Source organism: Devosia sp. UYZn731 (assembly GCF_040546795.1).
Classification (GTDB): Bacteria; Pseudomonadota; Alphaproteobacteria; order Rhizobiales; family Devosiaceae; genus Devosia.
On sequence record NZ_JBEPOL010000005.1, the window covers coordinates 476,127 to 495,592 of the forward strand.

Sequence of the window (19,466 nt, forward strand, 5' to 3'; positions counted from 1 at the left end):
CGTCACCAGGCAATGGCATTGCGGCGGCGCAGCAATATCCAGAGGAAGAACGGACCGCCGACGGCCGCCGTGACGATGCCGATGGGCAGTTCAGCCGGGGCGACGACGAGGCGGCTGACGGCATCGGCCATCAAGAGGAACGAGGCGCCGAGCAGGGCCGAAGCCGGCAGCAGGTAGCGGTGATCGGGGCCGATGACGAGGCGCAGCAGATGGGGCACAACGATGCCGACGAAACCGATGCCGCCCGAGACGGCCACCGAGGCCCCGGTCGCGGCCGCGACGGCGACGATGGCGGCAAGCTTGAAGCGTTGCACAGGCAGGCCGAGATGGCCGGCCGTGGCCTCGCCCAGCGTCAGGGCGTTGAGGCCCTTGGCGAGGAAAGCGGAGGCCGTCAGCGCCACGACGATGATCGGACCAGAGGCCATGATCTTGGTCCAGTTGGCGCCCGAGAGCGAGCCAAGGCCCCAGAAGGTCAGATCGCGGAGCTGGCTGTCGGTGGCGACATAGACCAGCACGCCGGTGATGGCACCAGCGAGGGCGCCGATGGCGATGCCGGCGAGCAGCATGGTGGCAATGGCGGTTTGGCCGGCCTTGGTGGCAACCCGGTAGAGGATGAATGTGGTGATCAGGCCGCCGATGAAGGAGGCGAGCTGGAGGGAATAGATGCCCAGCAGCGCCGTCAGCGGGGCCAGCATGGTGGTGCCCAGGACGATGATACCAACGGCTCCCAGCCCGGCGCCGGCGGAGACGCCGACGAGGCCCGGATCGGCCAGGGGATTGCGGAACAGGCCCTGCATGAGCAGGCCGGAGGTGGCGAGCGCAGCGCCGACAAGGACGCCCAGGATCATGCGCGGCAGGCGGATATTGTAGATGACGGTCTGGTCGCGCAGCAGCGCGGCCGGATCGGCGGTGGTGCCGCCGAACCAGGAGCCGATCAGATTGAGCGCCGAAGCGCCCGAGGCACCGGTGGTCATCGAGATGACCATGGTGACCAGCAGCAGCACGGCTAGCACGGCGATGGCCAGCCGGCCGAGGGACGAGCGGTCACCCGCCAGGCGCTCGGCGCGGCGGGGCGCATCGGACATGGACAGTGCCGCGGTCATGGTGCCTTGCCGTAAAGGGCATCGACCAGCTCACCGACGGCGCTGGCAGTGCGCGGACCGAAGCCGAGCAGGTAGGCGCCATCGAGACGGACAATGGCGTGGTTCTTGCCGGCAGTGGTGAGGGCGATAGCGGGGTGCGCCAGCAGTTCGGCGTCGGTGCCGCCATGATCGCCACCGCGGTCCATCATCAGGATGACGTCGGGATTGGCGGCGATGATGGCTTCCTCGGTGAGCGCCTTGTAGCCCGAATAGTCGGTGACGGCGTTGAGCGCGCCGGCCAGATCGATAATGCCGTTGGCGGCGGTATCGGTGCCGGAAGCCTGGATTTTTCCACCTTGGGTGGAGAGGATGAAGAGCACCTTCTTGCGCTCGGGGATTGCGGCGGTGCGGGCTTCGACGGCGTTGAGCGACGCGTCGAGCTGAGCCGCGAGAGCTTCGGCTTTGTCGGGCACGCCAAGGGCTTGGCCCACGGCGCGGACTTTGGCCAGGATGCCTTGGTGGGAGAAGCCCTCGGGGACGGTCTGGTAGGCGACGCCGGCATGGGAGAGCACGTCGAGCGCTTCGGGCGGGCCGCTGCCATCGATAACCAGCAAGGCGGTCGGAGTGACCGAGAGCACGCCTTCGGGGGCGAGAGCGCGCATGTAGCCGACATCGGGGAGGGCCAGCGCGGCTTCGGGATAGGTGGCCGTCTGGTCGCGGGCGACGAGGCGTTTTTCTTCGCCCAGCGCGTAGATGATCTCGGTCAGCGAGCCGCCGATGGAGACGAGGCGCGAGGTATCGGCGAAGGGCTTGAGGTCCTGCGCAGACGAGGCCGCGGACAGGGCGAGAACCAGGCTAACGGCGGCGATGACTTTGGGGGCGAAACGCATCACAAAATCCTCAGGCGGCGTGGGTCTGGGCGTAGAGCGGCAGGTTCTGGACCAGATCGCGCCAGGCGCCGCGCTCGTCCGAGCCCTCGATGCGCTTGCCGAAGAACTGGATGATCAGTTCGCGGTTTTCGTCATAGACCTCGACCGAGGTGACGTGACCGTCCGAGGTCGGCTTGCGCACGCCCCAGACCGACGCAATCTGATCGAGCCGCAGGTGCAGGTGGAAGGTGTCATCGAGGACGTTGAGCCAGGGGCCCATGGTCTTGATGTTCTGGATCGGGCCGGAATGGACCTGGATGCAGCCGTGATTGCCCACAAAGGCCATGACGGGCAGGGTCTGGTCGGCAGCGGCGGCATTGAACAGGCCGGCGACGGCGCTGTGGTCGAGCTGCCAGGCGTAGTCCTCGCCAACCGTTTCGAGCGCGGTCAGGCGGGGATAGTTGAGCTTCTTGAGCAGGCCGAAGAACTGGTGCGTGTCGGTCAGGGCCGACCAGCCGGCGCGCAACTCGTCGAGCGGCGCCGGGGTGCCGAGCGCCACTGGAGCGGGCTTGGGCTGGGTGACGATCGGCGCCTGCTCGGGCGAGCGCAGGTTGGCGACGAGGACGGACCAGGCTTCGAGGTTCGTCGCCGGGCGGGCGTGCACCTTGAACACCGCGTCGCCCTGGGCATCGAAGAACTGCACCGAGTGGCGGAGGGTGCCATCGTCATTGGCCTTTTCGACGGCGAAGCCGAAGGCCCATTTGCTGGGGAAAATGCGCAGGTCGATCTGCTCGCCCAGCACCATCGAAGCGTGCGGGCCGATGACGACCTTTTCCACCGGGCCGATCTTTTCGTGCACGGCACTTTCGTTGCGGGTCAGGGCCATGACTTCGCCGCAGGCGGTCAGGCCATTGAGCAGCAGATCGAGATTGGGCTCGATGCGGATGACGTTTTGCCCCACATAGGCGGCGACCAATTCAGCTTCGGAAATGGCGTGGATGCGGGCGAAATCGCGTTCGCGCATCTCTGGGTGCAGGGCGCGCAGGTCGCGGATTTCGGCTGGGGTCTTGGGAGCGGAATTGGTCACTAGATCGGGCCCTATTTGGTCAGAATGAGTTTGTCCTGACGCGTGATGCGCAGGCGGTACGGGCTGCCATTGTGGATGATGATCAATTCGTTGCTACCAGCGAACAAGGCGGCTGAATCGATCGAACGTGGCGCAATCTGGGCGCCCTGTGCGGTCTTGTCGCTGTCGTCCATTGCTGTTGCTTCCATCCACATAGGCACAAGAGTCTCGTCTTTTCAGGACGTTACCGCGTGGCGGATGGCTGGCGGGTCGTGTCGTTATTAGTTGACTCTCATAATCAGCTTATCTACCAAGCGCAATAGGTGATTTTCTGGGTCATGTTTCATGGTCCATCACAGCCAGCCAGCCTCCGCCAGCCAGCGCACACAAGAACAATCAGGAGTTTTGAATGGGGCTGGTGAAGTCGAGCGCGGCTGTGCTGATGTGCGGCGTGGCTTTGAGCGCGATCGGGTTGCAGGGGGCTGCGGGCCAATCAACGAAGCCGACGAGTGTGAATACGACCAATATCACGCTGCTGGAGCGGCTGGTGATCGGCGCCGGCGCGCCCAAGGTGGCGATCAACACGCCGCAGGCCGTGACGGTGATCAACCAGGCCGATATCGACCAGGTGCAGGCATCGACGACCGGCGAGCTGTTCGAAAGCGTACCCGGCGTGACCATGGTGGGCAGCGAACGCCAGTTTGGCGAAGCGTTCAACATTCGCGGTATCGGCACGACGGAAAATTCGTCGGACGGCTCGCGCGTCATCGTCAATATCGATGGTACGCCCAAGTTCAACGAGCAGTACCGCATGGGCTCGTTCTTCTCCGATCCCGAGCTCTACAAGCAGGTCGAAGTGCTGCGCGGACCGGCCTCGTCGACGCTCTATGGCGCGGGCGCGCTGGGCGGCGTGATCAACTTCACCACCAAGGATGCTTCGGACTTTATCCAGGATGGCTATAGCGGCGCGGCGCGCCTCAAGACCAGCTTCTCCAGCAATGGCCTGCAGACGCTGACCTCGGCGCTGGTGGCCCAGCAGGTCACCGACAGCTTCGAAGTGCTGGCGACGGCGAATTGGCGCCGGTCTGAAAATCTGGACCTGGCCAAGGGAGCAGAACTGGCCGGTTCGGGCTTCGATACGCTGTCGGGCCTGGTCAAGGGCACCTACCACTTTGGCGACGACAATGAGCAGACGCTGCGCGCGTCCTATCAGCGCTGGTACAGCGACGCCAAGGACCAGCCCTATGCGCAGACCTCGACGCAGGCCGCGTTCGGCGTGACCGACCGCACCGTGGTCGACCAGACGGCAGTGCTGACCTGGGAAAATCCGGCGACGGACAATCCCTGGGTCGATCTGAAGGTGTCGCTGAGCTATTCGGACACCACCAACGAGCAGACCAATCATCGATATGCGCTGGGTGCGCCGCGCACGGTCGTCGGCCCGGTCTTGCCGGCTTTTCCGCAGAACGTAACGGCCGACAGCATCCTGCTCGACACCACTTATGGCTACAAGACCTGGCAGCTCAAGGCGGACAACACGGTCGAGTGGATCGGCGACGATTTCGAGAATTACTTCACCTTCGGTTTCCAGGGCAGCACGCTGGAGCGCACGGCAACGCGGCCGGGCGGCACGCCTTTGCCGGCCCATCCGCAGGGCACCGAAGACAAGCTGGGGATTTTCGCCCAGAACGAATATATCTGGGATGAGAAGCTGACGCTGATCGCCGGCGCCCGCGCGGACTTCCATTGGGTCGAACCGACCACGACCGGCCTGCCCAATATCGATGGCGCGGCCGTCTCCCCCAAGCTGGCGGCGCTCTATGAAATCAACGACAATGTGGGCGTGTTCGGCTCGATCGCCCATACCGAACGACTGCCCACGATCGACGAGCTTTATTCGGTGGCGGCACCGGCACGCGGCGCTACCGCCAAGGTGGCGAGCCTCGACCTGCGCAAGGAGCAGGCCAATACCATCGAGGGCGGCTTCACGCTCAGCAATGACGACATCTTCCAGCCGGGCGACACTGCCAGCATCAAGACCACGGCATTCTATAGCGACCTGACCGACCTGATCGCCTCCAACACGGCGCCGCGGCTGCCGGCCGCGCCAGTGCCGTATTACGGCAATATCGGCAAGGCGCGGATCTACGGGCTGGAAGTGGAAGGCGCCTATGACAGCGAGGTCTTCTTCGCCAGCCTGGCCTATTCGATCACGGTGGGGGATAACCTCGTGACCAATACGCCGCTGACCACCGTGCCGCAGAGCCGGCTGGTGGCGACGCTGGGCGCCCATCAGTCCGAATGGGACCTGGATTACGGCGCGCGGGTGACGCTGGCGCAGGTGGGCCGCTATGTGGCTCCGGCGATCCAGCAGGGCCAGGTTGTCGCCGACGGCGAGGCGGATGCCTTTGCGACAGTTGATCTGTTTGCCAGCTGGAAGCCCAAGCATGGGCAGTTCAAGGGGCTGGAACTCACGGGCGGCATCGATAATCTGTTCGATGCGGACTATCGCGAAAACCTGTCGGGCGACCGCTCGATCGGCCGCACCTTCAAGGTGACGCTGGCCAAGCAGTTCGACTACTAGACCTGTGGCCGGTTGGCGATGGCGGGCTGCAAATGGCAGTTTTCGCTCTGGCCTGACGCAGCCGGCCACACTATCGAGGCCAAATCAAAAATCATGGGCGCGGCGGGAAACCTGCCGCGCCTTTTTGCGTGCTGCAGCAAGGCCCCCTCACCCGGCGCTGCGTGCCGACCGCTGCCCGAAGGGGCGAGGTGACAAGTCATTGTCTGCCGCCGTACGGGGAACCGAAGACGGATTGGCTCGTTGTGCTGGGGCTACAGTTTTTTGACGCTAAAAGCTGGAGCTGCCCTGGTCCTCTCACGAGGGTCAGGGCTTTTTCGTCCTATGGCGAGGGCGCGACATGACCGATACGAGCCTCTTCACTAAATTTTCCCACCATGTGGCCCATGCGGCGGGACGGCCCCAGACATTTGCGTTGGCTTGTGCGGGGATCGTCGTCTGGGCGGTCAGCGGCCCGGTCTTCGGGTATTCCGAAACCTGGCAACTGGTGGTCAATACGGCGACCACTATCATCACCTTCCTGATGGTGTTCGTGGTGCAGAATACCCAGAACCGTGACGGCGAGGCGATCCAGGCCAAGCTGGACGAGCTCATCCGGGCCAGCCAGGCGGAGAACCAGTTTATCGGCGCCGAGCAGTTGACAGAAAAAGAACTGCATCAGTTGCGCGAAATGTGCGTCGATCATGCGAGCCGAAAGGCCGCAGCCAAACACTAGGCCCAGGACAGGTCCTCACCGGGGCGGCGAATGATTTGGATAGTGAACCGGTCATGTCATCGTGGATGACAGGCCATCCTTGCCTCAGTTCTATTCGACCTCACCAGCCAAGGTTGCCGCCAGGAGCGGGCGGCGGGGGCGTGGACGGAAATCCTGGCCGAGCAGACGGGCATATTCGGCCTCGGCCAGACCGTAAGAGCCATTGGCCGCGTGTTCCAGGCCCTCGCGGTCGAGGATGATGACGTGGCCGCGATTGGAGCGGACCAGGCCCTTGCCTTCCAGCAGGTGCAACGTGACGGTGACGCCGGGGCGGCGGCAGGCCAGCATGGTGGCGAGCAATTCATGGGTGACATCGAGCCGGTCGCCGGTGAGGCGATCATGGGTCATCAGCAGCCAGCGGGCCAGGCGCTCTTCCAGCTTGGCGCGGCCATTGGCGGAGGCCGTGGAGGCGGTCTGGATTTCGGCGGCGCGCACGAAACGCAGCAGATGATCGTGCAGCTGCCGGCTGGTACCCAGGGCGTTGGTCAACACATCGGCCGGCAGGCGCTGGGCGGAACCGGAGACCTGCACATTGGTGGCATAGGTGGACAGGCGATCATTGAGCAGCAGGGGAATACCCGACATGCCCTCACGTCCGACTATACCCACTTCCACATCGCGGCTGGTTTCAAAACGAGAGATGATCGAGAGCAGGCCTTCCTCGGGGAAGTAGACGAAATCGATGCCCTTGCCGGGACGTTCGAGCACCGTTTTGAACTCGATCTGCACGGGCTCCAGTGCGCCCTGAATCAGCGCGAAGTCGTCGAGATGCATACCGTTGAGGAGCAGATTTCGCGATCGGTCGCCAGATGATGGGGACACAGCTCTTCCTTGGGCAAGAGCAAATTATCGCCCAGCCATCCGCGCCCCTGAAGACAGGGCACACGATGGGTTAAGGTTATGCGCCATCAGGCTCAATAGACAGTAAAATATGTACATTCCATCCGGATCATCCAAGTTGTCCAATTGGACAATTCATCTGCGATTTCTATATTGCTCCATTATCTTGGTCGCGGTATCGGCCGGGGCCAAATGCAGGGCGATGACCAGATGCGCCGCCCCGGCTGTGTCTTGCGTCGGAAACCGCAAGGATTGCCAAGCGGACGATCCTGGGCCAGCCTGCAGCAAAAGCTTGGAGGAGCGCGCATGAAGCATCTGATCACCACATTGGGACCCTACCGCAAGGATCAGCTCGGCATGATCCTGCCGCACGAGCATGTGTTCGTGGATTTGCGCACGCCCGATCAACCCGGGTATGCGCAGGCGGAGGCCGCTGACGTGGTGGCGCTGATGGCGCCGCAGATTTTCGCGATCCAGAAGCAGGGCATAACGGCGCTGGTGGAATGCACGACCGGTGGGGTCGGGCGGCGCGCCGATCTCGACAAGGCCGTGTCGGTGGCGACGGGGCTGCCGATCGTGGTGCCGACGGGGAATTATCGCGAGCCGTGGATACCGGATTGGGTGGGCAAGGCCAGCGGCGCCGAACTGGAAGACTGGATGGTGGGGGAACTGACCGGGCAGATCGAGGACAGCGGCGTCATGGCCGCCTGGATCAAGGTCAGTGCCGGCGACGATGGAATCACGCCATTGGAGGAGCGGATTTTGCGCGCGGCGGCGCGGGCGGGGATGCAGACCAATGCGGTGATCGGCTCGCACACGATTCGGGGCCGCGTGGTGATGGACCAGCTCGATATCATCGAGGATGAGGGGTATCGGGCCGAGCGGTTTATTTCCATCCACACGCAGGCCGAGCCGGATTTCGAGCTGCACAAGGCGGTGGCGGCGCGGGGCGCATGGATCGAGTACGACCATGTGGGGCGGGAGCCGGACGACGAAGTCTGCGCGCTGATTTTGAAGGCGCTGGACGCAGGGCTGGGACCCCAATTGCTGCTGAGCCATGACCTGGGGTGGTTTGACCCCGCTCTGCCCGGCGGCGGCACCCCGCGGCCCTATACGCATCTGGTGGACGTGATGCTGCCGATGCTGCGGGCGGCGGGGGTGAGCGAGGAGACGATCGTGCGATTGACGCAGGACAATCCGTTTGAGGCGTTTGCGCGGTAGGGAAGGCCCTACCGATCCACGTCCGTCACATTGCCGCGTTCGGTGATGGCAAAGTTGTGCAGCGCCATGCTGGCTTCGATGTCCTTGTCGGCGGCGGTGATCAGGGACGAGAAGGCGGCGCGGATGATGTCCTTCTTGGACGCCTTGGGGTGCAGCTTCTTGGCTTGGCGCAGCATTTCCTTGGGGGAGATATTGGGGGTCGCCAGCTTGAGCAGAGTGGTTTCAAGAGTGTCGGAATTTTCAAGATTGTGCATCATTCGCTCCGGACGTTTTGCAACAAAATGCACAAACTACTGTCACAAACCAGAACCATCGCTGATTTTGGACTGATGCATTTTGGCAATCGGCCGCTCTCAGTGCTGCGCCTTGCCGATCAGGCGGGTGCGTAGAGCATTGGAAATATTGTCGAAAATGAACACGACCGCCAGGATCAGCAGGACCATATAAAACACGTTCGACCAGTTGGAATTGGTGCGCATCGATTCCCACAGTTTCAGGCCAATACCGCCGGCGCCGACCGCGCCGATGATGCTGGCGGAGCGGGTGTTGGACTCCCACTGGTAGAGCGTCTGCGAGATCATCACGGGCAGCACCTGGGGCAGCACGCCATAACGCTGGGTGGTGATGAGGCCGGCGCCGGTCGAGGCAATGCCCTCGCGCTGCTTGTCGTCGATGTTTTCGAGGCCCTCGGAATAGAGCTTGCCCAGGGTGCCGGTTTCGGTGAGGGCGATGGCGCCGATGCCGGCGAGCGGGCCGGGACCGAAGGCGCGCGTGAAGAACAGCGCCCAGATCAGCATATCGACCGAGCGGAAGAAATCGAACAGGCGCTTGATGACCTGGTTGATGGGCTTGTTGGGCGTGATGTTGCGGGCGGCAAAGAAGGCCAGCGGGAACGACACCATGGCGCCGATCAGTGTGCCCGCAAAGGCCATGACGATGGTCTGCAGCAGCTTGGTCCAGACGTCGCCGTGCTGCCACTGGGCGTTGAACCAGATATTGTCCCAGGCCAGGGCGTAATTGGGGGTGCCGGCGAGCAGGTCAGGCCCCGAGGTAATCAGCGATGTCACTTCGCCGGCCGATTTGCCGAAGAAGGGCGAATTGATATCGAACAGGAAGTTAGGCCAACCGAAGGCACGCTTGCGGAACTTGACGCGATCGGTGCTGACCCGCACGTCGCCGACAAAGCCCATATCGGCAACGGCCTCGCCACCCTTGACCACGAGCCAGGGCGGCACGTCCGGGGTCACGATGCGCACCTCTGCGCTGGTCAGGTCGAGATCGACGCTCGCGCCGGCATTGGTCAGGGTGGCGGCGGTCTTGGTGAAGGTGACCGACTGGCCGGCCCCGCCGAGTTCGATGGTGTAGCCGCCCTCGCGGGGGATCAGCCAATCGGGATGCGGATCCTTGCCAAGCACGGAAAAGCGCGGATATTTGCCGACGATGGTGGGCCCATCGAGCCGGTATTCGGCATTGACGTCATAGGCGATCCACTGCTGCATGTAATCGCCGAGGCGATCCCATTTACCCTGGCTGATGACCGTGGGCAGCGCGAAGAACCAGATCGCGTAGAGCAGATAGAGCACGACGGCGACCAGCGCGATCAGGGGCGCGAAGCGCTTGAGGATCGACTGCTTGAAGACGGCCGGGTAGCGCTGTTCGAGGGTGAGGGTCATATCGGTCATAGTGAGCACCTCAACCGTGGATCAGGAAGGCGGCGTCGCCCACCAGCTTGCGGCGCACATAGGCGGAAATCTGGTCGACGATGATAATCGTGGTCAGCAGCAGGGCGATCAGCGCGATAGTCTTGGCGCCGAAACCGCGCGAGATGGAGAGCTTGAGCTCCTCGCCGATACCGCCGCCGCCGACGGCGCCGATAATGGTGGAGGCGCGCACGTTGATCTCGAGGCGCAGCATCGCATAGGAAACAAAATTGGGCATGACCTGCGGCAGCGCGCCGAAGCGGACGCGCTCGATCCAGTTGGCGCCAACCGCCTTGAGGCCCTCATCGGGCTTCATGTCGATGTTTTCGATGACCTCGAAATAGAGCTTTCCCAGCGCGCCGATGGTGTGCAGGCCCACCGCGATGATGGCGGCGACCGGGCCGATAGACAGCACGGCAGCAAACAAGCCGGCGATGACGATTTCGGGGAAGGCACGCAGCACTTCCATGACGCGGCGCACGACGGAGCGCAACAGGAAGGACGGCATCATGTTGCGCGCGGCGAGGAAGCACAGAGCCAAGCCGCCGGTGAACCCCACAATGGTGGAGACCATCGCGACATTGATGGTGATCAGCATCAGGTAGAAATATTCGGGCAGGTAGAAGCCGGCACCGAGATCGACCCGACCCTCGGGGAAGTTGAATTCCTGGGTGCCGTTATCGGCGGGGGTGGGCAGATCGAACAGCGCGCGCGGAACATCCATCCAGTCGTGCGGGATCAGCCAGGAGAGAAAATCGAACAGATGGGGCAGCCGCTCCATGAAGTGGCCGGCATTGCTTTCGTCAGCGAAAATCAGCGACCAGACCAGAGCCAGAGCCAGGCCGCCAAAGCCGAGGATGGAATACAGCCGTCGCTGCCGCGCCAGATGGCGCCAGGCCAAATCGACGGTGCGGACGGTCTCGGAGGCGGATGGAGCGAGCGCGGTCATGGAGCAATGTCCCGATAGACGAAGGGCACCAGCCAACTCGGCCGGTGCCCTCTAGGCTAAATTAGCCGCCGATGGTGGCTTTGCGGATGTCGATGATGGGCTGGTAGAATTCAGCCTTGACCGGGACGTAACCCTTGAAATCGCCGCCTTCGATGGCCGAGAAGCAAGCTGCGTCTTCGGTGGGCAGGTTCAGGTAGAAGTCGGTGATCTTCTTGATCGAGTCAGCGCCGAGGGCGTTGCGAACCACGGTCGGACCGTTCGGGATCAGCGGCGAGCGCCAGACTTCAACGAAATCTGCGGGATCGACGGCGCCCTTGTCGACGAGCTTGCGGAAGGTGCCCGAGGTATAGCCGTCGGCGAACTCGCCGATGCCCGAAGAGTCGTCGACCGAAACGTCGGACTTGCCGTCAAGCAAGGCCAGGACGTTGTTTTCGTGGCCGCCGTTGAAATCGGCAGAAGCGAAGAATTCCTTGTTCGGAACGCCGGTGGTGACCGGGATCTGGGTCAGCGGGACGAGGTAGCCCGAGGTGGAGTCGGGATCAGCATAGCCGAGCTTCTTGCCCTTGGCAGACATGATATCGGTGATGCCCGAGGACTTGAGGGCCAGGCCGATCGAGTAGTAACCGGTCGAACCGTCTTCCTGCTGGGTGGTCAGCACGGGGGTCACGGCATCGGGGTTTTCGATGGCGATGGCCGCATAGCCCGAAGCGCCAAGGCCGGCAACGTCGAGGGTGCCGCCGAGGAGGCCCTGGATCACGCCGTCATAGTCGGCGGCGGGGAACAGCGAGACCTTCTCGAAGCCGAGGTCGGTCTTGAGGTGATCGGCGAGGCACGCATAGTTGCGCAGGCGGTCGGCTTCGTTTTCGCCGCCGAGGATGCCGATGCGGAGTTCCTTTGGCATTTCCTGGGCAAAGGTAGCGACAGCGCCGTTACCGAGAGCGACGAGCGCGACAGCGCCCATAAGCATAGATTTCAGCATGGTTTTCTCCTGGGTCTGAGATCCGCCCCGCTTTTGCCGCGGGGTTGGATGGGGTGCGCACAACTTCAGTTGGCGAAGGCTTCGGCGCGCTGATCGAGGGCTTCGACGCGCGCGCGCGGGCCGGGAATGGATGTGGAGGTGATGGCTTCCGAAAAAGCCTCCTTGAGGCCATCGGCGCCGTAGATTTCGCGGGCAGCGGCTTCGGTGAGCTGGGCGGGCGAGCCGTCGAACACCACCTTGCCGGCGGCCATGCCGATGATGCGCTGGCAATAGACGCGAGCGGTGTCCAGCGTGTGCAGGTTGGTGATGACGGTGATGCCGTGATCGCGATTGATGTCGCGCAAGCTATTCATGACGATCTGGGCATTGCGCGGATCGAGCGAAGCAATCGGCTCGTCGGCCAGGATCATCTTTGGGCTCTGCATCAGGGCGCGGGCGATGGCGACGCGCTGCTGCTGGCCGCCCGACAGGGTGCCGGCGCGCTGCAAGGCCGTCTGGGCAATATCGAGGCGGTCGAGCGCCTGGAGCGCATCATGGCGCTCGGCATGGGTGAAGATGTTGAGCAGGCTAGTGATGGTGGAGCGACCGTTGAGGCGGCCGAGCAGCACATTGGTCAGCACGTCGAGGCGGGGGACCAGGTTGAACTGCTGGAAGATCATGGCGCAATCGCGCTGCCAGTTGCGCAACTCCTGGCCCTTGTGGGTGGAGACCGTGGCGCCGTCGAATTCGATATGGCCGTCGGAGACATCGGCCAGGCGGTTGATCATGCGCAGCAGGGTGGACTTGCCGGCGCCGGAGCGACCGATGATGCCGACCATTTGACCATTGGGGATTTCCAGATCGACAGTGTCGACGGCAGTCTTGTTGCCGAAGCGTCGCGTGACCTTGGAAATCTTGAGCATGTGCCCTCCGGTGTTGAGCCGGGGGATGCGTATGGGGTGCAGATAAACCTGCGATGTCGGTTGCGTGACGGAACGATGACGATGTGGGGTAGGGATGTCGCAGAGGCACCGGGCTAGCCGAAGGCGCCCCCACCTAGCCGCCTCCTGGGAGGGGGAGGAACAGGGCAGCGGATTTGGCACGATCTCGGCAGACCGCCAGACTAGCTCCTCCCCTTGTCAGGGGGAGGTTGGGTGGGGGTATGCCTACCCCTCGTACTTATCCAAAAATGCTTCGGTCGAGAGTGAGCGGAAATCCTGCAAACCCAGCCGCAGGCGGTCGTGGTCCCAGTCCCACCATGCCAGCGCATCGAGGCGGCTGGCGATCGGATCGGTGAAGCGCTGTTTGATCGTCTTGGCCGGCACGCCCACCGCGATGGCGAAGGCGGCGACGTTCTTGGTGACGACAGCATTGGAGCCGATGATGGCGCCATTACCGATGGTGACGCCGGGCATGATCACCGCACCATGGCCGATCCAGGTATCGTGGCCGATGGTGATGGGGGTGCTGGCGCGCCAGTCGAAGAACGACTGATCATCCTCGGCACCATCGAAATACCAGGACGAGCGGTAGGTAAAGTGGTGCAGCGACGCCCGCTCCATCGGGTGCATGGAGGCATAGATGCGCACGTGGCTGGCGATATTGGCGAATTTGCCGATGGTGGAATAGGCGATCTGGGTGTTTTCGACCGCGTAGGAATAGTCCCCCATGGTCGAATGGGAAACGTGGCTGCCGGCGCCGATTTCGGTGTAGCGGCCGAGCTTGGAATTGTTGACTGACGCGGTGGGGTGCACGGAGGGCGTTTCGGAGAGGCGGGTCATGCGGCGATCCTGGGGGCGAAGGCGGTGACGTCGACGATACGATCGGCAACCTGGCTGCGGACCTCCTCATCGTGGAAGATGCCGAGCAGCGCGGTGCCGGCGGCCTTCTTCTGCGCGATCATCGCGACGACGACGGCGCGGTTAGTCGCATCGAGCGAGGCGGTGGGTTCATCGAGCAGCAGCACCTTGTGATCGGTGATGAAGCCGCGGGCGATATTGACGCGCTGCTGTTCGCCACCCGAGAATGTGGCGGGGGGCAAGCTCCACAGCCGTTCGGGCAGGTTGAGCTGGGCCAGCAGGCTTCTGGCGCGGTTTTGCGCTTCGGCTTTGTCGGCGCCGCGAATAACCAAGGGTTCGGCGACCACGTCGAGCGCCGAAACGCGGGGGACGGTGCGCAAGAACTGGCTCACATAGGCGATGGTGTCGCGGCGTAGCGTGAGAACGAGGCGCGGATCGGCGGTGGCGAGGTCGACTTCTTCGCCGTCATGGTGCAGCCAGATGTGGCCGGCATCGACGCCGTAATTGCCATAGACCATCTTGAGGATGGAGCTTTTGCCGGCGCCGGACGGGCCACCGAGAACGACGCATTCGCCTTCATTGACCTCGAAATTGACGTTATCGACCACGGGGAGGACGACGCCATCGCGCAGGTGCATGGTGAAGGTCTTGGCGAGGGAGGTTACGCGCAGAGGGGTCACATTACACCTGCAGGATCGAGGAGACGAGAAGCTGGGTATAGGGCTCGCGCGGATCGTCAAGCACGCGATCGGTCAGGCCGGACTCGATGACGCGGCCATCCTTCATCACCATCATGCGGTGGGAGAGGAGACGGGCCACTGCCAGATCGTGGGTGACGATGACGGCGGCGAGGCCGAGTTCACCGACCAAGCCCCGCAGCAGATCGAGCAGGCGGGCCTGCACCGAAACGTCGAGGCCGCCGGTGGGTTCGTCCATGAAGACGAGGCGCGGATTGGTGACCAGGTTACGCGCGATCTGCAGGCGTTGGCGCATGCCGCCCGAGAAGGCGCGCGGCTGGTCGTCGACGCGGTCTTCGTTGATCTCGACGCGACCGAGCCAATCGACGGCGCTGGCGCGGATATTGCCGTAGTGGCGATCGCCGATGGCCATGAGGCGTTCGCCCACATTGGCGCCGGCCGAGACGGTCATGCGCAGGCCGTCGGCGGGGTTCTGGTGCACAAAGCCCCAGTCGGTGCGCATCAGGAAGCGGCGTTCGGCTTCGCTGAGGTCATAGATATTGCGCCAGACATCATCGCGCATGCGGTATTCGGCGCGGCCCGAAGTGGGTTCGAGATTGGTGGACAGGCAATTGAGCAGGGTGGTCTTGCCGGAGCCTGACTCGCCCACCACGGCGAGGACTTCGCCGGGGTAGAGTTCGAAATTGACATCGGTGCAGCCGAGGCGGGCGCCGTAATATTTGGAAAGGTTGGTGACCTTGAGCAGGGGAGTGTCGGTCATTCTGCGGCCTCCAGGGCTTCGCCGCTCAGGGCACCACGATGGCCCGCAGCGCGGCGGTCTTCGCAATTGTCCGTATCGGAGCAGACGAACATGTGCCCGCCGTGGTCATCGAGAATGACCTCGTCGAGATAGACGCCGGTGGCGGCGCAAAGCGCACACGGCTCGCTGAAATGCTGGATTTCGAAGGGATGATCCTCGAAGTCGAGGCTTACCACCTTAGTGAAGGGCGGCACCGCATAGATGCGCATTTCGCGACCGGCGCCGAACAGTTGCAGCGCGGCCGACATGTGCATCTTGGGATTGTCGAATTTCGGCGTTGGCGACGGGGACATGACGTAGCGGTCCTCGACCATCACCGGATAGCCATAGGTGGTGGCGATGCGGCCGTGGGTGGCGATGTCCTCGTAGAGCTTGACGTGCATCAGGCCGTATTCCTTGAGCGCATGCATGACACGCGTCTCGGTTTCGCGCGGCTCGAGCAGGCGCAGGGGTTCGGGGATCGGCACCTGATAGACCAGGGTCTGGCCGGCCGAGAGCTGCTTTTCGGGAATGCGGTGGCGGGTCTGGATGATGGTGGCGTCGCCGGTATGGGTCGTCGTCTTGACGTTGGCGACCTTGGCGAAGAAGGCGCGGATGGAGACCGCATTGGTGGTGTCGTCGGCGCCCTGGTCGATCACCTTGAGGACGTCATCGGGGCCGACGATGGCCGCGGTGACCTGCACGCCGCCGGTGCCCCAGCCATAGGGCATGGGCATTTCACGGCTGGCGAAGGGCACCTGATAGCCGGGAATGGCGATGGCCTTGAGGATGGCGCGACGGATCATCCGCTTGGTCTGTTCGTCGAGATAGGCGAAGTTGTAGCTGGGGGTGGCGCTCATGATGCTTGCTCCATGCTTTCTTCACCTCTCCCTCTGGGGGAGAGGTCGACCCTCTTGGGTCGGGTGAGGGGGCCTTTACTGGGTGGGGTGCGCGCGAAAGGCCCCCTCACCCGGCCTGCGGCCGACCTCTCCCCCGAAGGGAGAGGTGAGAAGGCGCTCATTCGGCGGCCTCCTGGACGGGATTTTCGGCGGCGTGCTTGGCGTGCATGGTGCGGATCATGTCGAGTTCGGCCTGGAAATCGACATAGTGCGGCAGCTTGAGATGCTCGACGAAGCCGGTGGACTGGACGTTATCGAGGTGGGAGATGACGAATTCCTCGTCCTGGGCGGGGGCGGTGATGTCCTCGCCCAGCTCGCGAGCGCGGAGGGCGCGGTCGCAGAGCGACATTGACATGGCCTTGCGCTCGGACTGGCCGAAGACCAGGCCATAGCCGCGGGTGAACTGCGGCGGCACCTTGGACGAACCCTTGAACTGGTTGACCATCTGGCATTCGGTGACGCGGACGCGGCCGAGGCTGATGGGGAAGCCCAGCTCGGGAATATCGAGTTCGACCTCGACTTCGCCGATGCGGATTTCGCCGACGAAGGGGTGCGATTTCGCGTAGCCGCGCTGGGTGGAATAGCCGAGGGCCAAGAGGAAGCCTTCGTCGCCACGGGCGAGCGCCTGCAGGCGCAGGTCCCGGTCGAGCGGATATTGCAGCGGCTCGCGGGTGAGGTCGCCGACCTCGTCTTGCGGAACATGATTGAAGCCGAGATCGGGCTCCATCAGGCCCTGATGGCCGAGCATGTCGGTGACGCGGGGGGCGCGATCATGGTCGGCTTCGGCGGTCAGGGGCTCGGCGACGTCGTTGCCCTCGGCAATCGAGGGATCGAGCAGGCGATGGGTGTAGTCGAAGGTGGGGCCGAGAAGCTGGCCACCGGGAAGGTCCTTGAAGGTCGCGGAAATGCGCCGTTCAATCAGCATGTTGGCGGTATCGATGGGCCGCGAATAGCCGAAGCGCGGCAGCGTGGTGCGATAGGCGCGGACGAGGAAAATGGCCTCGATCAGGTCGCCGCGCGATTGCAGGATGGCCAAGGCCGCCAGTTCGCGGTCATAGAGCGAGCCTTCGGCCATGCAGCGATCGACCGCGAGGCCGAGCTGTTCGATGATCTGTTCGGTGCGCAAAGCGGGCACCGAGCGGTCGCCACGTCGACGGTCGGCGAGCAAGGCATGGGCATTGTGTATGGCGGCTTCCCCGCCTTTGACGGCAACATACATGGGTCAGGCCTCCTGGATACGGGTGGTGCGCGGCAGGCCGATGAGCTGGCCATCGGCAACGAGCAGCAGATCGACGCCGCGCGGGAATTGGGCGCCATTTTCGGCCCATTGGGCGAGGAAATCGGCGGGCAGGCCCTGCGGCGCGATGGTGATGGCGCCATCGATGCCAGGACCGGTCAAGATCAGGCTTTGACCACTGGAGACCGATTGGACGGCCAGAGCCAGGGTGGTGGAGCGATCGGGATAAAGATCGGTGCCCTGGTTGAAATCGGCCAGCGCGACGGCTGGATCACGCGTGAGGGCGAACTGGGCCTGAGCGCGCTCAGAGGTGATGGGGGCGCTGGTGTGGAAGCGCAGCCAGCCAAGCACGGCGTCGGTGGCCAGGTCGCGGTCCAGCCAGAGGGTGGTGTCGTGATCGCAAAGGGTCAGCGCGATGGCGGCCAGTTCGGGCGACAGCGACGATGGCGGGACGAGGCCGAGGGCCAGTTCCTGCACCGTGCCGGGATTGGCCAGGGCGTCCATGACGGCGCGGAACGCGGTCTGGGACTGCATGACGGGATCGGCGAAGCCGCCGTCGAGGGTGTTGGTGTCCATCAATTGTCTCCCCGGACCATGGTGAAGAAGTTGACCTTGGTGGCGGCGGTTTCCTGTTTGCGCTTGAGGTCGGCAGCGGTGCCGGCGGCGCGCAGCGGGGCGAGGATGCGGGTCTCGACCGTGGCCGGATCGCGTTGGAACAGGGCGTCGAAGACGGCGATCAGGCGGGCCTTGTCGAGATCGCGGCCGAGGCAATAGCCGTGACCGATTTCGCCGGTTTCGAGCCGCACTGTGGCGCGGCTGACGCTGGCTTCGCCGAGGTTGAACGGCGCGCCGCCGCCCCCTGCCCTGCCACGCACCATGACGAGGCCGGTTTCAGGACCACGGACGGGCTTGAAATCGGGCTTGTCGGCCCAGTTGGACCAGGCGGCGGTGAGCGCGTCGGCGTCAGCGGCGGCCAGGGCGTTGAGCGCCAGGCGGCGCGGGTCGGTATCGGTTGCAATCTGTGCGGTCATCACTTGCCTCAACTTGTCTAATGAACTAGACAACTTAGAACGTAATTTCGGTCTTAGGCCTCTCGTGTGAATTTGCAATGACAAAAATGACCCAGACTTCAGATTCGCATTTGAGCGGCGTGGCGATCTGGCGGCGGATCGCCGACGCGGTCCGGCTGGATATCGTCGGCGGCAAGCTGGCGCGGGGCGACAAGCTGGCCGGGGAAATGGAGTTGGCGGAGCGGTTTGGTGCTAACCGGCACACGGTAAGGCGGGCACTGCAGGCGCTGGCGGCGGAGGGGGTGATCCGCACCGAGCAGGGGCGCGGCAGTTTTGTGGATCAGGCCAAGCGTCTGAGCTATCGGATCGGCAAGCGGACGCGGTTTTCCGAGGGGCTGGCGGGACAGGCGAGCGAATTGCGCCGGCAGGTGCTGGGGACGCGGCTGGAGAATGCCAGCGCCAGCGTGGCGGCGGCACTGGGGCTGGTCACCGGCGCCAAGGTGACGCGGGTCGATACGGTGTCGCTGGCGGATGGTCGGCCGATCTCGCGGGCAACGAGCTGGGTGGGATATCGCGATTTTCCCGATTTTGCCGAGCGGTTTGCGGGGGAGCAGTCCACCACGGCCGTGTTCCGGGGACTGGGCGTGGCCGATTATGTGCGGGCGAGTACGCGGATTTCCGCGCGGCATGCGGATGCGGAGGAAACCGCGCTGCTGAAGCTGGCGCCGGGGGCGATATTGCTGGTGTCCGAAGGCGTGGACGCCGATGTGAATGGGCGGCCGATCTTGTACGGGCTGAGCCGGTTTCCGGCGGATTTGATGGAACTGGTGGTTTAGGGGGGAACTCGATCTGATCTCCCCCCCCTTGCGGGGAGGGTTAGGGTGGGGGGAGGCCGCAGCAGGAGTGGCGCTTTCGCTAGCTCCACTCTTGCGGGGGGCTCCCCCCCCCCCCGCCCCTCCCCTCAAGGGGGAGGGGAGCCCGGGCTCCGCGTTCTTATGAGAGAAGCATCAGGCCCGCGCCGGCCC

Annotated in this window: 21 protein-coding genes; 4 read left to right on the forward strand and 17 right to left on the reverse strand. The window is 63.8% G+C overall.

From position 1 onward, the window contains the following. Positions 1–2 precede the first annotated feature (2 nt). Genes ABIB57_RS15100 through hemP form a run of 4 tightly spaced genes read right to left on the reverse strand, consistent with a single transcriptional unit; the run spans position 3 to position 3,211 of the window. Positions 3–1,103, reverse strand: a complete 1,101-nt coding sequence (locus tag ABIB57_RS15100; protein WP_354041874.1) for a FecCD family ABC transporter permease — start codon at positions 1,101–1,103, stop codon at positions 3–5. Next, a complete protein-coding gene (locus tag ABIB57_RS15105) occupies positions 1,100–1,972 on the reverse strand; it encodes a heme/hemin ABC transporter substrate-binding protein (protein ID WP_354041875.1) in 873 nt (290 codons plus the stop codon). Before ABIB57_RS15105 ends, ABIB57_RS15100 begins: the two co-directional genes overlap by 4 nt. Positions 1,973–1,982: 10 nt before the next feature. Then, the gene (locus tag ABIB57_RS15110; RefSeq protein WP_354041877.1) at positions 1,983–3,038 is read right to left on the reverse strand and encodes a hemin-degrading factor; all 1,056 of its coding nucleotides are present in this window, start codon (positions 3,036–3,038) and stop codon (positions 1,983–1,985) included. Between the two features lie 11 nt (positions 3,039–3,049). After that, positions 3,050–3,211 carry a hemin uptake protein HemP gene (gene hemP, locus ABIB57_RS15115; protein WP_354041878.1) on the reverse strand — a complete coding sequence of 54 codons (162 nt, stop codon included), beginning with the start codon at positions 3,209–3,211 and terminating at the stop codon, positions 3,050–3,052. 215 nt (positions 3,212–3,426) lie between these two features. On the opposite strand from hemP, the gene ABIB57_RS15120 reads away from it, so the two are divergent. Both ABIB57_RS15120 and ABIB57_RS15125 read left to right on the forward strand, forming a co-directional pair. Next, on the forward strand, positions 3,427–5,601 hold the full coding sequence (locus tag ABIB57_RS15120; protein ID WP_354041880.1) for a TonB-dependent receptor domain-containing protein: 2,175 nt from the start codon (positions 3,427–3,429) through the stop codon (positions 5,599–5,601). Between the two features lie 337 nt (positions 5,602–5,938). Continuing rightward, the gene (locus tag ABIB57_RS15125; protein WP_354041881.1) at positions 5,939–6,313 is read left to right on the forward strand and encodes a low affinity iron permease family protein; all 375 of its coding nucleotides are present in this window, start codon (positions 5,939–5,941) and stop codon (positions 6,311–6,313) included. Positions 6,314–6,403: 90 nt separating this feature from the next. On the opposite strand, the gene ABIB57_RS15130 is transcribed toward ABIB57_RS15125, so the two are convergent. After that, positions 6,404–7,174 (reverse strand): Crp/Fnr family transcriptional regulator, encoded by a 771-nt coding sequence (locus tag ABIB57_RS15130; protein WP_354041882.1) that lies wholly within the window; start codon positions 7,172–7,174, stop codon positions 6,404–6,406. Positions 7,175–7,498: 324 nt separating this feature from the next. Between ABIB57_RS15130 and ABIB57_RS15135 the strand changes: the two genes are divergently transcribed. After that, entirely contained in the window at positions 7,499–8,413 is a 915-nt protein-coding gene (locus ABIB57_RS15135) for a phosphotriesterase family protein (protein ID WP_354041884.1), read from the forward strand. An 8-nt stretch (positions 8,414–8,421) separates the two neighbouring features. On the opposite strand, the gene ABIB57_RS15140 is transcribed toward ABIB57_RS15135, so the two are convergent. From ABIB57_RS15140 to phnG, 12 genes are all read right to left on the reverse strand, one after another. Further along, positions 8,422–8,667, reverse strand: a complete 246-nt coding sequence (locus ABIB57_RS15140) for a hypothetical protein (protein WP_354041885.1) — start codon at positions 8,665–8,667, stop codon at positions 8,422–8,424. Between the two features lie 99 nt (positions 8,668–8,766). Continuing rightward, positions 8,767–10,095, reverse strand: a complete 1,329-nt coding sequence (gene phnE, locus ABIB57_RS15145) for a phosphonate ABC transporter, permease protein PhnE (protein WP_354041887.1) — start codon at positions 10,093–10,095, stop codon at positions 8,767–8,769. A gap of 10 nt (positions 10,096–10,105) precedes the next feature. Then, a complete protein-coding gene (gene phnE / locus ABIB57_RS15150) occupies positions 10,106–11,062 on the reverse strand; it encodes a phosphonate ABC transporter, permease protein PhnE (protein ID WP_354041888.1) in 957 nt (318 codons plus the stop codon). A gap of 61 nt (positions 11,063–11,123) precedes the next feature. Then, on the reverse strand, positions 11,124–12,041 hold the full coding sequence (gene phnD / locus ABIB57_RS15155; protein ID WP_299722979.1) for a phosphonate ABC transporter substrate-binding protein: 918 nt from the start codon (positions 12,039–12,041) through the stop codon (positions 11,124–11,126). A 65-nt stretch (positions 12,042–12,106) separates the two neighbouring features. Then, on the reverse strand, positions 12,107–12,943 hold the full coding sequence (phnC, locus tag ABIB57_RS15160; protein ID WP_354041890.1) for a phosphonate ABC transporter ATP-binding protein: 837 nt from the start codon (positions 12,941–12,943) through the stop codon (positions 12,107–12,109). Positions 12,944–13,186: 243 nt separating this feature from the next. Then, positions 13,187–13,801, reverse strand: a complete 615-nt coding sequence (locus ABIB57_RS15165) for a DapH/DapD/GlmU-related protein (protein ID WP_354041891.1) — start codon at positions 13,799–13,801, stop codon at positions 13,187–13,189. After that, positions 13,798–14,499, reverse strand: coding sequence for a phosphonate C-P lyase system protein PhnL (phnL, locus tag ABIB57_RS15170; protein WP_354041893.1), 702 nt, complete (start codon positions 14,497–14,499; stop codon positions 13,798–13,800). The genes ABIB57_RS15165 and phnL overlap by 4 nt, the downstream gene beginning before the upstream one ends. A gap of 1 nt (position 14,500) precedes the next feature. Next, complete coding sequence (gene phnK, locus ABIB57_RS15175; protein ID WP_354041894.1) at positions 14,501–15,277, reverse strand: phosphonate C-P lyase system protein PhnK; 777 nt, start codon at positions 15,275–15,277, stop codon at positions 14,501–14,503. Continuing rightward, positions 15,274–16,155, reverse strand: a complete 882-nt coding sequence (locus ABIB57_RS15180; protein ID WP_354041896.1) for an alpha-D-ribose 1-methylphosphonate 5-phosphate C-P-lyase PhnJ — start codon at positions 16,153–16,155, stop codon at positions 15,274–15,276. Before ABIB57_RS15180 ends, phnK begins: the two co-directional genes overlap by 4 nt. 157 nt (positions 16,156–16,312) lie before the next feature. Next, positions 16,313–17,413, reverse strand: coding sequence for a carbon-phosphorus lyase complex subunit (locus tag ABIB57_RS15185; RefSeq protein WP_354041897.1), 1,101 nt, complete (start codon positions 17,411–17,413; stop codon positions 16,313–16,315). 3 nt (positions 17,414–17,416) lie between these two features. Then, positions 17,417–18,007, reverse strand: a complete 591-nt coding sequence (gene phnH / locus ABIB57_RS15190; protein WP_354041898.1) for a phosphonate C-P lyase system protein PhnH — start codon at positions 18,005–18,007, stop codon at positions 17,417–17,419. Then, on the reverse strand, positions 18,007–18,462 hold the full coding sequence (gene phnG / locus ABIB57_RS15195; protein ID WP_354041900.1) for a phosphonate C-P lyase system protein PhnG: 456 nt from the start codon (positions 18,460–18,462) through the stop codon (positions 18,007–18,009). The genes phnH and phnG overlap by 1 nt, the downstream gene beginning before the upstream one ends. A gap of 86 nt (positions 18,463–18,548) precedes the next feature. Here phnG and phnF point away from each other — a divergent pair, with 86 nt between their 5' ends. Next, complete coding sequence (gene phnF, locus ABIB57_RS15200; RefSeq protein ID WP_354041901.1) at positions 18,549–19,277, forward strand: phosphonate metabolism transcriptional regulator PhnF; 729 nt, start codon at positions 18,549–18,551, stop codon at positions 19,275–19,277. Positions 19,278–19,466: the final 189 nt, after the last annotated feature.

Excerpts from the sequence above, each read along its gene's own strand:
- ABIB57_RS15180 (WP_354041896.1), bottom strand. The coding sequence starts at position 16,155 with ATGAGCGCCACCCCCAGCTACAACTTCGCCTATCTCGACGAACAGACC.
- ABIB57_RS15165 (WP_354041891.1), bottom strand. The coding sequence starts at position 13,801 with ATGACCCGCCTCTCCGAAACGCCCTCCGTGCACCCCACCGCGTCAGTC.
- ABIB57_RS15120 (WP_354041880.1), top strand. The coding sequence starts at position 3,427 with ATGGGGCTGGTGAAGTCGAGCGCGGCTGTGCTGATGTGCGGCGTGGCT.
- ABIB57_RS15140 (WP_354041885.1), bottom strand. The coding sequence starts at position 8,667 with ATGCACAATCTTGAAAATTCCGACACTCTTGAAACCACTCTGCTCAAG.
- ABIB57_RS15125 (WP_354041881.1), top strand. The coding sequence starts at position 5,939 with ATGACCGATACGAGCCTCTTCACTAAATTTTCCCACCATGTGGCCCAT.
- ABIB57_RS15105 (WP_354041875.1), bottom strand. The coding sequence starts at position 1,972 with ATGCGTTTCGCCCCCAAAGTCATCGCCGCCGTTAGCCTGGTTCTCGCC.
- ABIB57_RS15100 (WP_354041874.1), bottom strand. The coding sequence starts at position 1,103 with ATGACCGCGGCACTGTCCATGTCCGATGCGCCCCGCCGCGCCGAGCGC.
- phnC (WP_354041890.1), bottom strand. The coding sequence starts at position 12,943 with ATGCTCAAGATTTCCAAGGTCACGCGACGCTTCGGCAACAAGACTGCC.
- phnH (WP_354041898.1), bottom strand. The coding sequence starts at position 18,007 with ATGGACACCAACACCCTCGACGGCGGCTTCGCCGATCCCGTCATGCAG.
- phnF (WP_354041901.1), top strand. The coding sequence starts at position 18,549 with ATGACCCAGACTTCAGATTCGCATTTGAGCGGCGTGGCGATCTGGCGG.
- phnD (WP_299722979.1), bottom strand. The coding sequence starts at position 12,041 with ATGCTGAAATCTATGCTTATGGGCGCTGTCGCGCTCGTCGCTCTCGGT.
- hemP (WP_354041878.1), bottom strand. The coding sequence starts at position 3,211 with ATGGACGACAGCGACAAGACCGCACAGGGCGCCCAGATTGCGCCACGT.
- ABIB57_RS15135 (WP_354041884.1), top strand. The coding sequence starts at position 7,499 with ATGAAGCATCTGATCACCACATTGGGACCCTACCGCAAGGATCAGCTC.
- ABIB57_RS15185 (WP_354041897.1), bottom strand. The coding sequence starts at position 17,413 with ATGTATGTTGCCGTCAAAGGCGGGGAAGCCGCCATACACAATGCCCAT.
- phnE (WP_354041888.1), bottom strand. The coding sequence starts at position 11,062 with ATGACCGCGCTCGCTCCATCCGCCTCCGAGACCGTCCGCACCGTCGAT.
- phnE (WP_354041887.1), bottom strand. The coding sequence starts at position 10,095 with ATGACCGATATGACCCTCACCCTCGAACAGCGCTACCCGGCCGTCTTC.
- phnK (WP_354041894.1), bottom strand. The coding sequence starts at position 15,277 with ATGACCGACACTCCCCTGCTCAAGGTCACCAACCTTTCCAAATATTAC.
- phnG (WP_354041900.1), bottom strand. The coding sequence starts at position 18,462 with ATGACCGCACAGATTGCAACCGATACCGACCCGCGCCGCCTGGCGCTC.